The sequence below is a fragment of the Pantoea sp. sgz302252 genome, from assembly GCF_047713085.1.
Taxonomy (GTDB): domain Bacteria; phylum Pseudomonadota; class Gammaproteobacteria; order Enterobacterales; family Enterobacteriaceae; genus Scandinavium.
Genome location: NZ_JBLFJW010000008.1, coordinates 162197 through 174515, shown reverse-complemented (window position 1 = coordinate 174515; position 12319 = coordinate 162197). Strand labels below are relative to the sequence as shown.

Annotated in this window: 8 protein-coding genes and 1 pseudogene; 1 reads left to right on the top strand and 8 read right to left on the bottom strand. The window is 54.9% G+C overall.

All coding sequences use genetic code 11. The features are described from left to right. Positions 1-13: 13 nt before the first annotated feature. The 4 genes and pseudogenes from ACLW56_RS08755 to ytfQ form a co-directional block, all read right to left on the bottom strand. Positions 14-1339, bottom strand: a complete 1326-nt coding sequence (locus ACLW56_RS08755; RefSeq protein ID WP_330983077.1) for an IS4 family transposase — start codon at positions 1337-1339, stop codon at positions 14-16. 83 nt (positions 1340-1422) lie between these two features. Continuing rightward, a pseudogene (locus tag ACLW56_RS08750) lies at positions 1423-2085 on the bottom strand (ABC transporter permease); the annotation flags it as partial. A 13-nt stretch (positions 2086-2098) separates the two neighbouring features. Beyond that, on the bottom strand, positions 2099-3601 hold the full coding sequence (gene ytfR / locus ACLW56_RS08745) for a galactofuranose ABC transporter, ATP-binding protein YtfR (RefSeq protein WP_330983387.1): 1503 nt from the start codon (positions 3599-3601) through the stop codon (positions 2099-2101). A 166-nt stretch (positions 3602-3767) separates the two neighbouring features. Beyond that, positions 3768-4724, bottom strand: a complete 957-nt coding sequence (ytfQ, locus tag ACLW56_RS08740) for a galactofuranose ABC transporter, galactofuranose-binding protein YtfQ (RefSeq protein ID WP_330983386.1) — start codon at positions 4722-4724, stop codon at positions 3768-3770. Positions 4725-5141: 417 nt separating this feature from the next. Here ytfQ and ppa point away from each other — a divergent pair, with 417 nt between their 5' ends. After that, complete coding sequence (gene ppa, locus ACLW56_RS08735; RefSeq protein ID WP_330983385.1) at positions 5142-5672, top strand: inorganic diphosphatase; 531 nt, start codon at positions 5142-5144, stop codon at positions 5670-5672. A 101-nt stretch (positions 5673-5773) separates the two neighbouring features. Here ppa and ACLW56_RS08730 read toward each other — a convergent pair whose 3' ends face one another. The 4 genes from ACLW56_RS08730 to tamA form a co-directional block, all read right to left on the bottom strand. After that, positions 5774-5923: a hypothetical protein gene (locus ACLW56_RS08730; protein ID WP_330983384.1), complete on the bottom strand. Its 150-nt coding sequence runs from the start codon at positions 5921-5923 to the stop codon at positions 5774-5776. 394 nt (positions 5924-6317) lie between these two features. Beyond that, positions 6318-6662 (bottom strand): gamma-glutamylcyclotransferase, encoded by a 345-nt coding sequence (locus tag ACLW56_RS08725; protein WP_330983383.1) that lies wholly within the window; start codon positions 6660-6662, stop codon positions 6318-6320. Between the two features lie 2 nt (positions 6663-6664). Beyond that, on the bottom strand, positions 6665-10441 hold the full coding sequence (gene tamB, locus ACLW56_RS08720) for an autotransporter assembly complex protein TamB (protein WP_330983382.1): 3777 nt from the start codon (positions 10439-10441) through the stop codon (positions 6665-6667). Then, positions 10438-12171, bottom strand: a complete 1734-nt coding sequence (gene tamA, locus ACLW56_RS08715; RefSeq protein WP_330983381.1) for an autotransporter assembly complex protein TamA — start codon at positions 12169-12171, stop codon at positions 10438-10440. Before tamA ends, tamB begins: the two co-directional genes overlap by 4 nt. Positions 12172-12319 lie beyond the last annotated feature (148 nt).

Genomic DNA, 12319 nt, shown 5'->3' with positions numbered 1-12319 from the left:
TAATGCCGTTCACTTAAGCCTCGCGTGACTTATAGCTGAACGGATATTTAGGCGGAATATAAAGCACCGAACGCTCGTATCGTCGGTGCTTTCTTTTTTCCGGAAGGATAAAGGCTTTTACATTTTCCCTCATTCCTTTCAGATGCTTAGGTATATTCCCCGTCGCGCCCTTACCACTCACCCTGACCTGCGATATCAGAATATTTAATGCCGCCACGAAACTTATCCGGGTTGGAATAACGCCGGCCTCTCCTGCAATATCCACCATTTCCTTTCTCAGCAGGTTGTACGACACCAGGATCCCCCACAGCTCCTGTTTTACCCCCTCCGGAAATCGGCTCCGCAGTGTGACCTCCCCCTTCAACTGCCGTCTTTTTAGCTCTCCATAGCCTAGTTCGATCTCCCAGCGTTCCCAGTAAATTCGCAGCAAATCTTCGACTGGCCAGGCGACCGGATCGGTCAGCGACGTTAAAAATCCCGTGATTTTCCCTTTACCGCCACCGCTGACATAACTCACCATCCTTGCCCGCCAGACTTCCGGGAGATGAGGCGCAGCCTTGCGAGCCTGAGGTGAAACCGGCATCTCAATCAGCATGTCGTAATCGCTGTATCGTTCGATAACCTCATAGCGGAGTTTACTTTTTACTGGTGTGAGCCAGTGTGTGCAGGCTCCGGCCTGCTGCCATTCCAGGAAAAAAGCCGCGCTGAAATAACAGCGGTCGAACAGGGTCAGCGTATGGTCAGGGGCGGAGGAAATCAGACGATGCGCCAGCGTTAGCTCCCCCTCGGCCACACCGCCAAACGCCGCATCCAGCAACATATGGGAATGGGTTGCCATCAGCCCGACCATCCGTACCTGCGGGAATGTCCCCGTGGACGGTTCGATAAACCCAAAAGCAGCGGCGTTCTCAGGTGAATCGGGCGTGCGAAAAAGTGTTCCGTCAACGCTCAGAACCCGGAGGCCATGGAACGTAGCGGGCCCGAGTGCCGCAGGTTGCCAGGCCTCGTTGCAGGCATGAAAAAGGTAGCGAAGTGGGGCTTCGCCCAGGCGCTGGCGTGCGGCAGTGAGTACGCTGGGGGCAAGGCTTTGATAACCGTCTTCAGGCTGGAGAACAATGTCGAGATGATGGCAGACATCTTTAATGGATAAGTCACGCAGCAACCCCATCATCAGAATAAGCCAGACAGCCTGCTCAGCAGGGAGGCGACGCCTGCGAATGCTGGCCTTCTGGCAGGCGCTTAATGCCTGGTGTATCCAGAGGGGGTCAAGGGAGCGAGAAAAAGCATCCAGCTCAGAGGCGAAAGCATCAACAACAAAATCCATATCCTGTTCAGACATAAAAAAATCCGGGAGCAGAGGGCTGTTCCCGGATTGTCTCTCACTGGCAGGATCGTTCAAGTACTCTTAAATGATCGGCATTACGTGTTTACCCCGGCGTTTTTCGCCGCGCGGATGTTGATCCCAACGGCTTCGATAAACATCCCCAACGCGGTTTTACGGGTGAAGAGCCAGAACACGATCAGCGTGACCAACGCGATGATCACCGGCGTTGGGAACAGCAGTAACTTGCCGCTGCCAATCCAGGCTAACGACGGCGAATCAAAGGTGACGATCTGCCCGGAGGTGATCAACTGCGCCACGCCTCGACCGGCCACCATCAGGATCAGCGTCGCGACAAACGGCTGGATCTTGAGGATCGCCACCAGAATGCCGTTCCACAATCCGGCCAGCACGCCCGTGCCCAGTGCAGCCAGCAATACAACAGGCAAACTGTGCCCGGACACAATCATTGAGGCCGCCGTGGCTCCGGAAATCGCCATCACTGCGCCAACGGACAAATCAATGCCACCGGTAGCAATGACCAGCGTCATACCCATCGCCAGCAGCGCCACAGGTGCCGCGCGGTTAAGAATGTCGATTGGGCTGCCGAACAAGCGCCCGTCCTGCAACACCACCTGGAAAAAGTGAGGCGCGACGAGGCTGTCGACCAGCAAAACTAAAATCAACGCCGCAAGTTGCGGCATCCCCGTCGGCCAGCGAAAGCGGCGTTTCGGCGGGGTAGTTTGAGGAACAGATTGTGGCATCACTGCTTACCCCTTATACCGCAATAGCATTCATGATCGCCGGAACGGACAGCGCATCCAGCGGGATCTCTGCCACCTGTTTACGATCGCGCAGGATGATCACCCGATCGGCATAACTCACTAATTCTTCAAGTTCAGAAGAGATAACCAGCAGCGCCAGGCCATCAGCACAAAGCGTTTCGATGAGGCGAATGATTTCCGCATGCGCCCCGACATCGATGCCACGAGTCGGTTCGTCAAGGATCAGGAACTGTGGACGCGTCAGCAACCAGCGGGACAGCAACACTTTTTGCTGATTGCCGCCGGAAAGAAACTCAATCGGCTGTTCCGCGCTCGGGGTGCGAATGCCTAGCTGGCGTATAAACCGCTCGGCAATCTCATTTTGTTCACGCCGAGGGATGGGGCGCAGCCAGCCGCGCTGAGCCTGTAGCGCCAGAATGATATTTTCCCGCACCGAGGCGGCGGCAATAATCCCGTCAGTTTTCCTGTCTTCCGGGCAGAAACCAATGCCCAGACAAGAAGCCTGATGCGGCGAGCGCAGCGTCTGCGGCTTGCCTTTGATCTCCGCACTGCCGCTGTCTGACGGTTTGATCCCGAAGATAACCTCTGCGGTTTCGGTACGCCCGGAGCCGAGCAAGCCAGCCAGCCCCACAATTTCACCGGGTCTAACCTGCAAATCGAACGGCTCGATGACGCCTTTCTTGCCGTAGCCTTTGAACGCCGCAACGGGTTTATCGCTAAGCAGCGTGCGGCCTGCGCGTTGCAGCGCATTGTTGTCCAGCTCGCGGCCCAGCATCATTTTGACCAGCTCTATCTGCGGCAGCGCTTTGGTTTCCCGGCAGCCGACAAAGCCGCCGTTACGCAAGACGGTGATCCTGTCGCTAACCTGATAAACCTGATCGAGAAAGTGGGTGACGAAGATCAGACTGACGCCCTGATCGCGCAGTTGGCGCATCAGGGTGAAGAGCATTTCCACTTCCTGGGTGTCGAGGCTCGCGGTGGGTTCGTCGAGGATCAGCACCTTGGCGGAGAGATCGATCGCGCGGCAGATGGCGACAATTTGCTGCATCGCCACAGAGAAGCGGTTTAGCGGCTCGCGCACGTCCAGCGAAAAACCGTACGAAGCCATCAGCTCGGTGGCACGCTTTTCCATCTCTTTACGCTGGATAAGCCCGAAACGGCGCGGTTCGCGGCCGATAAACAAATTATCCGCCACCGACATGTTGGGCAGCAGGTTCACTTCCTGATACACCGTCCCAATGCCCAGTTGTTGAGCATGCGCGGTATTTTTCGGGGAGATGGGCTGGCCTTCCAGCCAGATGGTGCCGCGATCGGCGTGATAGACACCGGTCAGGGCTTTAATGAGGGTCGATTTTCCAGCGCCATTTTCGCCGAGAAGCGCCATGATTTCACCGCGTTTCAGGCTGAAATCAACGTTATCCAGCGCTTTTACACCGGGGAAAAATTTGCTCAGGCCTTCCGTGCGCAAAATCTCCTGCTGCTGCTGGGTGCTCATGAGTGACCCCTCTCCCTAGCCCTCTCCCGCGGGGAGAGGGAACGATTCGATGCAGGTTTTGACTTTCTCCCTCTCCCAGCCCTTCAGAGGGAACAAAACCAGCGCCTTCACCTTCCGGCCCTCTTCTTTTGGAAAAGAACCGGGGCGAAGGGGCTGGCACAACGAATCAGTAACCCATATCTTTTTTCTTATCGAGCTGCGCCTGGGCGCTGTCTTTCAGATAGAGCTGTGAGTGGGTCAGGGTCAGTTTCGGCGGCATAGTGCCGTCTTTCTTGAACTTCTCAAGCGCGTCAAAGGCCGGGCCTGCCATGTTTGGCGTCAGCTCAACGTTGGCGTTGGCTTCATCGGCCAGCATCGCTTTATAGATATCCGGTACGCCGTCGATGGAGCCTGTCAGAATGTCTTTGCCCGGCTTCAGACCGGCTTCTTTGATGGCCTGAATGGCCCCGATAGCCATGTCATCGTTATGGGCGTAAACCATGCAGATGTTCTTGCCGTTGTTTTCAGCCTTGATGAAGCTCTCCATGACTTCTTTCCCTTTACTGCGGGTAAAGTCACCGGACTGAGAACGAATGATGTTGATGTTTGGCGCTTTGGCGATGGCTTCTGCAAAGCCTTTCTTGCGGTCAATGGCGACGCTTGCGCCAACGGTGCCCTGCAGTTCAACCACGTTACACGGTTTGCCCGCTTCGGTTTTCACCAGCCAGTCGCCGATGAGTTTCCCTTCGAGGATGTTGTCGGCGGTCACCGTGGTCATGTACAGCGATTTGTCTTTAACGTCGATGGAGCGGTCAAGCAGGAACACGGGGATCTTCGCCTGTTTGGCTTCTTTCAGCACCGGCTCCCAGCCTGTCGCCACCACGGGTGCGATGAAAATGGCGTCCACGCCCTGAGCGATAAACGAACGTACCGCTTTGATTTGGTTTTCCTGTTTTTGCTGACCATCGGCAATTTTCAGGGTGATACCGCGTTTTTCAGCTTCACTTTTCGCCACGCTGGTTTCGGCAGCACGCCAACCGGATTCCGATCCGACCTGCGAAAATCCTACGGTTAAAGGAGCAGCCATCGCCATAGACGACATGGCTGCGGTAACAGCGGAGACCAAAAGTAAGCGCTTCCACATAGGGGGTTCCTCTTCGGGTTATTGTAGTATACCCGTTATATTTCGAGCTGCAGGTGCGTTGGCCGCACTCCCTCACCCCAGTCACTTACTAAAGTAAGCTCCTGGGGATTCACTCCCTTACCGCCTTCCTGAAACTCGAACTATTTAGGGTATAAAAAGGAATCTGCCGAAAAACTATAGACAATGGGAAATGTAACGAGATGCGTTACATCACACTTCCAAAAAGAGAATTCGCAAATTGTAAGCGCTTCCACAAACGTATCGAGGAAGCAGCTACGTTTATGGATTTTTCGCCTGGTTAAAGGCTCTGAAAATCAGCGCAGACGTGGGTGGAAGCTGAAAAGAAGCGAAGACATTTACAGTGAGTTGGCTATAATACCGGGCACTTGATTGACCTACATTTTAAAGGAATCAGACATGAGCTTACTCAACGTCCCAGCGGGCAAAGAGCTGCCTGAAGATATCTACGTCGTTATCGAAATTCCGGCTAACGCAGATCCTATCAAATACGAAATCGACAAAGACACCGGTGCGCTGTTTGTAGACCGTTTCATGTCTACCGCGATGTTCTATCCGTGCAACTACGGTTACATCAACCACACCCTGTCTCTGGACGGTGACCCGGTTGACGTTCTGGTCCCAACGCCATACCCACTGCAGCCAGGTTCTGTGATCCGCTGCCGTCCGGTTGGCGTTCTGAAGATGACCGACGAAGCCGGTGAAGATGCGAAACTGGTTGCGGTACCGCACACCAAACTGAGCAAAGAGTACGATCACATCAAAGATGTGAACGACCTGCCAGAGCTGCTGAAAGCGCAGATCTCCCACTTCTTCGAGCAGTACAAAGCGCTTGAGAAAGGCAAATGGGTGAAAGTAGAAGGCTGGGACAACGCAGCAGCTGCAAAAGCTGAAATCGTTGCCTCCTTCGAACGTGCTCAGAAGAAATAAGACTTCCGTCTTTGAGAACACCGCCTCCGGGCGGTGTTTTTCATTCTAAGATTGCCATCAGCCTTGCCAGTGCTTCTTCCACAATTTCAGGGTGTGTTTTCTCACCACTCTTCATTGCCTACAGACTCATCGAGTCCCCAGATCTGTTCCTCCGAAATTTTAGGCGCATCCAGATCACACTCGTCAATCAATTCATCCAGCGCGTAACGCTTGCGAAGTTCCGTAGTTGATACTGACTGACTATCCTCCACCTCAACCTCCTTATTCTACCCTGTTACCTGACGGCACTTTCAGTGCGCTACATCTCTGATGAGCTGATGTCATGTTCTACGCGCTTCTTTTTTAACCTGCCAGAACTGATTGGGGATTTTAAGCAGAACTGCGTGGCGATACGGAGAAGGGAGGAAAACGGGAATTCGTTGCAGGAAATTCCTCTGCCTTGCTCGCAAAAAAATAACGCCACTCGAAAGTGGCGTGAGAGTGATGACAAACCTCTAACGAATGAGATTTGTCATAGGGTACCGAATAAAAAAACAAGGAAAATCAATTTATTGATTTTCGGCTGATAACCACAAAGAAGGAAAAACCACGCTTTTTCCTTCTTTGTCAGCAGTCTGACGCCACTCGAAAGTGACGTTATTCCTGTCAGAACGGATCTTTATCGAGCCAGTTTCCGGTGTCAATCCTGGTAAATCCTTCCACCGAGCGCTGGTAGACGTACATCCATGCGCTGCCATACGGTGTCTGGATCAAATGACGTGCGTACTCACCGCCTTTGGTGCGTAGCGCATCAAGCTCGGCGAGCGTCGAGGCGTCGATTCGATACACTTCACCTGCTACTGTTCCTTCGCCGGGAACGGCACCTGGATAGTGGCCCAGGCTGTAGAGTTGATAGTTATCGACGCTGTGATCGCCCAGCCACTGAGCGTTGGTCATCCAGTGGCTGTTGCCCTGTTTGCGTCGTAAACTGCCGTAAACAAATATTCGCATTGCTAAAACTCAAACTGATAGAGCAGATCAAGTGCCTGGTCTATGCCAGACACCGCTTCCAGGTATAGCTTGGGCATCAGGCGATAGCGTAACGTGAGTGTTGCCAGAGAGTCAAAAATTCCCACGCCATATTTTACCTGCAGGCCCGGCGCGATATAACCGCTGACCACTACCTGCGAGGAGTCGCCTACACCTGCGGTATCCAGGGCCAGATTGCTTACGCCAAACGTCTCGCCGATTTTACCCACAACCTGCCCACTTTGTGCAACCCCTAGTCCGACCAGCGCCGAGGTCATCGCCGCGCCATCGCTGCCTTCACTTTCAAGTCCCTGCCCACGAAGCAGGTAAGAAAGCGCCATTTGCTGCGACATAGCGGGGTCGGAGAAGATTTCTGCCTTCGGTTGATCGGCCATACCGGTCACACGCACGCCAGCAATAACGTTATCTTCCGTGGCTTCCGGGTTACGAATCGCTTCAATATTCAACAATGGCTGGTCCGGTGGGCCTGAGAAAAGTAGCACGCCTTTGCGCACAATCAGGTCCTGACCATAAGCATGGAAGCGCCCTTCCGGAATGTTAATCTGCCCGTTAAGGCCCAAGCCTTGTTTGTCCTGCGCCACTTTCAGGTCGCCGGTCAGACGTGCTTTCAGACCAAACGCATCCAGACGCACGTTATTGCCCACGTGAATGGTCAGGTTGCTGTTGACAGGAATACCGGCCGTCTGCGGATTCACCGGTTTCAACTCTTTGTCGAGCATCACTTCATCACTGGACACGCCGACAGCGCTTTCCGGCACATCATGAACCACGATTCGCGCCCACGGCACGTCAACGTTGCCATCGAGCGTGAACAGGCTCGGCGTCGCGGTAAACACCACATCAGGTGAGACATCCAGGCGCACCATTGGCGGCACCGTGATACGCACGCGGCTGCCTTTCGCTGCCACCTGCGCACGCCAGTTGTCGATTTGCGTCCAGTCAGCATTCCCGCTCAGGCTGATCTGGCCTTGTCTCGTCGCAATGACGCCATCCAGCGTTGAACGGGTACCGTTGAAGTTCATCGCAATGCGGCTCGGCTGCATATCAAACGGCATGAAGTTGCCGTCGATATCCAAACCGCTCAAAGCCAGCTGCCCGAACAGTTGCGGGCTCAGAACATTGCCGCCCAGACGCAGGTTGGCGTTAAGCAAACCTGTCGCTTTTTCACCGCGAGAGAAGATCGGGTTAACCATCGCCAGCGAGAAGTTGCGAATGTTGACGTTGCCGCCCAGATTACGCCGCCCTTGCGGATCGGTGACTTCAACCTGCCCGTCCATCTGACCGTTATTGGTCAAGCGGATTGTCCAGCCCAGCAGCGCACGGTTGTTATGCAAATCGGCACTCAGATTCAGCGTATCAAACGCCACTGGCAGCGGCGCATCGTTGACGGTCTGCGTCACCTTCACGTTGCGCCCGGAGAGCGTCACCTTGCCCTGCGGCAGGCCTTCTTTGGTGGTATCCCAGCTCACGTCGGCATTACCGCTAAACACACCGCTGGCCTGGGTCGCTTCTGGCATAAACGGCTTGAGCATCGCCAAATCGAAGCGATTAAGATTCACCACCGCACGCCCGCTTGCGCCCGCATCAATGGTTTGTGGCACGCACAGCTCGGCGTTCGGGTTAGTCCAGCAGTGAGGGCCAACGCTGATTTTCTGCTCTTTGTTACGGTAATCGAGAACGATAGCGCGAGAGAGCGACCACGGCCCCACCGGCGTCTGGAAGCGGGTATTGCTCAGCGTCCCTTTCCAGCGCACCTCTTTGCGATCAAAGCTCCCGGCCAAATCAAGCTGGCCAGATACCGGTTCGCCCTGAATCCGCAATTCCAGCTTGTGCTGCTTCTCATCACCTTTCGCCGAAAGCTGCACGCGGCTGATATTGACGCCAGGTTGAGCAAGGCTGTCCACGCGCACATCCAGATTGCCGCCAATCTGGTCGGCAGATTTGATATCGCCTTTGATGTCGACCTGCGCCACGCTCAGCTCCTGCCAACGCAGGTGGCTGGCGGTGATATCGGCCAACAGCTGCGGCGCATCAACGGTGCCGCGCACCTTCAACAAGCCTTTCGCTGTACCGCCAAGGCCTGGCAGCGCATTGTCCAGACCCGGCGCATCAATGGTGGCATCCAGGTTCAACTCTTTCACCCCGAGTTCGCCCTTCACGTCCGCGCTGTTGTGGCCAAGCTCCAGATGCAGACCTGGGATTTTCCATTGCAGATAGCTGTTGCCGGAAAGCTTGCCCTCAACGTTGACCTTGTTTTGTTTCACGTTGCCGGTGAGCTTCATTTCAGGCACATCCATCTGCCAGCTGCCGCCGTACAGGCTGCCGCGGGTTTTAATGAGCCCGTTGAGTTTCGCCGGCCATTCAGGCGTTTCTTTCGCGGTGTTGATCCCGTCGAGCGTCAGTTCGCCGCGCCAGCTGATGGCTTTCTGCCAGTCGAGCAGCGCTTTGAGTTCCGTTTTACCTTCCAGCGCCGCGATGGTCAGCTTGTCGAGATTCACCTGCAGCTCGTTGCCTTTGGCATCCAGCGTGACGGTGGCTGGCGGCACGCCCTGCCCTTTCACTGCGGTGCGGAAAGAGAGGGTGTAATCGGTCATTTTGCCGCTGAGTTTCAGTTTCAGGTTGTCCGCCTGGAACTGTTTTTCCCCGGTGAACGGCCAGTAAACCTGCTTACTCAGCACTTCCAGGTTCAGCGGCAGCCCGGCTTCCGCCAGCTGTGCCTGGGCACGCAAATCCACATCCACAGGGCCAGACAGATTGATCCCCACGTCGAGCTGCTTGCGCACTTCGCCGCCGATCTTCATTTTGATCTTCTCACCCTTCACCGGATCGATGTTCAGGGTGCTGTTGAGGGTCAAATCAACCGGCCAGTTGTCCTGCAATTTCGCGGTCCCGGTGGCGTTGACGGTGCCCTGGCTGGAATCGACGTCCAGCGCATCGAGCTTCATATTGCCGTCGATGCTGCTGACTTTCAGCAGCAGGTTGTAGACCGTCAAATCGGTGTCGCCCGTTAACCGAAGCTGCTCGCCGCGGAACTCTTCAATGTTGAGGTTCAGCGGTAAATGCACATCGGTCATTTCCGGCAGCACCGGTTTTGAGAAGAGATCTTTCATCGTTTCGCCAAGCGGTTTTTCATCCGGCTTCGGCTTGTCGATTTTCGGCTCAACCACCTGTTCCTGCGCCACTTTCGCGACTTTCGGCAAGGCAATCAGCAAGCCCTGCAGCGAGGTTGGCGTCAGGGTCAGGTTTTTCTCCTGCCAGTTCAGGCCGGAAGTGAAATCCATCACTGACACGGTGGTGTCGTCGATTTTGATATTGACGTGATCCAGCGCCACCCGGCTCAGGGTGATGGGATACGATGTTGAGAGGTTTAGCGGACCGCTGTCCTCTTCAGGTGGCGGAGCAGACGGCGGCATTTTTTTGCTGTCGATAGTCACGTTCACGTTGCTGAGTGAAAGATCATTCACGCACAGGCTGCTGTTCCACAGGCATTTCGTATCGACAGCCAGATGGAACTGCCCGGCGTCAACGGCCACACCCGGTTGCTCATAACGCAGATTTTTAACGGTGAGATCTTTCCAGCCGCCAACAACCTGGCCAATCGAGAGGCCCGGCACCCAGCGGTCTGCGGCTTTAAAGACCAGATGCAGGCCCGTTGTCGTGCCCACCAAAAAAGCCACCGTGCCCAGCAGCAGAACGATAAAGACCAGCACGCCGAGGCTAATTTTCTTCCATAAACTCATAATTCAGGCCCCAGACCGATGTAGAACTGCAAACCATGCTCTTCTTTGTCGCCCACCGGCACCGCCAGATCAAGCTTGATCGGGCCGACAGGCGATTGCCAACGAACGCCAACGCCCGCGCCCGTTTTGAAGTTGTTATCACGAAAATCATTCACCGCTTCGCCGCTGTCGACAAACACCGCGCCCCACCACTTGCCGGTCACGTTGTACTGATATTCCAGCGAGCCGGTTGCCAGGCGCGAGGCCCCGGTGAGTTTGCCGTTAGCATCTTTCGGTGAAATAGACTGGTAAGAGTAACCACGAATGCTGCGGTCGCCCCCGGCGAAGAAGCGCAGGTCCGGCGGCACTTTGTCGAAATCACCGGTTTCTATCCAGCCGAAATTACCGCGAACCACAAAGCGGTGACGATCGTACAGAGTACGAATCCAGGTGTTTTGCGCCTGGAAGACGGCGAAATCAACATCCGATCCCCAGGTGGTGTTCGACACGTCCACTGAATAACGCTGGGAATCGCCCCAGGTCGGCATCAGGCCGCCGCGCGAGCGGGTACGGCTGATCATGACGCCCGGATAGAGCAGCATGGTGGTGTTGGTGACGTCAGCCTGGGTAAAGTGAGAAAGACTCCAGCGCAGATTGATTGCGCGTTGCCAGCCGCTGGAAAGATCCCAATAGCGTGACACGCCGAGCGTGGTGGAATCGGATTCGGTATCGTTAAGATTGGTGCGTTTAAAACCGCCCTGCACGGTGTAGTACTGCTCAAGCGGGTTCTTCAGCAGCGGCATTTTGTAGGTAAAATCGAGCTGCTGTTCCGGCGCTGAGAGGCTGAGATCGGACGTCAGGCTATGGCCGTAGGAGTTTACCCACGGCTTGTTCCACGAAGCCTTCAGACGAGGGCCGACATCCGTGGAATATCCCACCCCGGTCTCAATGGTATTTTTCATACGCGGCGATACGACGCCATCTAACGGCAGCACTTTAGTCTTGCGTGCTTTATCAAATTCGGGTGCCACAACCACAGAATTAAACCAGCCGGTCGCCGATAAACGGCGATTCAGCTCAGCCAAATCGTCAGAAGTGTAGTAGTCACCTTCTTTGAAGGGCACCAGATTTTGCAGGTAACGGTCCTGAATCTGCGAACCCTGGAACGTCACTTTGCCAAAGCGGTAGCGTTCGCCGCTGTCGTAATCGATATCCCAAAACGCCTGATGCCGTTCGAGCGACACCCCGAGCTGGCTCTTTTTGAATTCGCTGTCGAAATAGCCTTTACGCAGCGAGACGCTGGTCAAGTCCTTTTTGAAGCCGTCATAATCACTGTGATTCAGCACGGTGCCGACCGCAGGGCGCTTCTTTAGCAAATCCAGATAATCATGATCGGTGTGCGCACCGCCGCGCAGAATCACGCTGGTGCCACCGATGTTCACGGGTTCACCCGAGGTAACATGCGCAATCAACACCTGCCGCCCTTTTTCCGGCGGCGGCTTCAGTTCGAAATCAATCTTAGGTTCGTAGTATCCCAGGGCTTTCAGCCCTTCGCGGATGGCATCATCCACGCGCGCACGGAAGCGGCGATCCGGTGTAACCTCGTCGCTTTCAATCGTTGAGAGCTGAGCGCGAACGTTTTTCAGCTGCTCACCCGACAGTCCATCGACCTGCAAACGTATGTTTGCCGCACCGGCAACACCACTGACCAGCAACAGGCTGGCCCAACATAACTGGCGAATTTGTGGCACGTTATCTCCCAAATGTCCTTGTTTCCGCCCCGTCAGGAAACACAAAGTCCGATCCACGACTTAACAAAAGTTCAACACTATCGGTTGAAAAAAAGACGTCTACCCCAATATTTCTTATGTTTAAATCTAGACGTATTCATTGCCTTTA

Coding starts and splice junctions, on each gene's coding strand:
- ACLW56_RS08755 (WP_330983077.1), bottom strand. CDS start 1,339: ATGTCTGAACAGGATATGGATTTTGTTGTTGATGCTTTCGCCTCTGAG.
- ytfR (WP_330983387.1), bottom strand. CDS start 3,601: ATGAGCACCCAGCAGCAGCAGGAGATTTTGCGCACGGAAGGCCTGAGC.
- ytfQ (WP_330983386.1), bottom strand. CDS start 4,724: ATGTGGAAGCGCTTACTTTTGGTCTCCGCTGTTACCGCAGCCATGTCG.
- ppa (WP_330983385.1), top strand. CDS start 5,142: ATGAGCTTACTCAACGTCCCAGCGGGCAAAGAGCTGCCTGAAGATATC.
- ACLW56_RS08725 (WP_330983383.1), bottom strand. CDS start 6,662: ATGCGAATATTTGTTTACGGCAGTTTACGACGCAAACAGGGCAACAGC.
- tamB (WP_330983382.1), bottom strand. CDS start 10,441: ATGAGTTTATGGAAGAAAATTAGCCTCGGCGTGCTGGTCTTTATCGTT.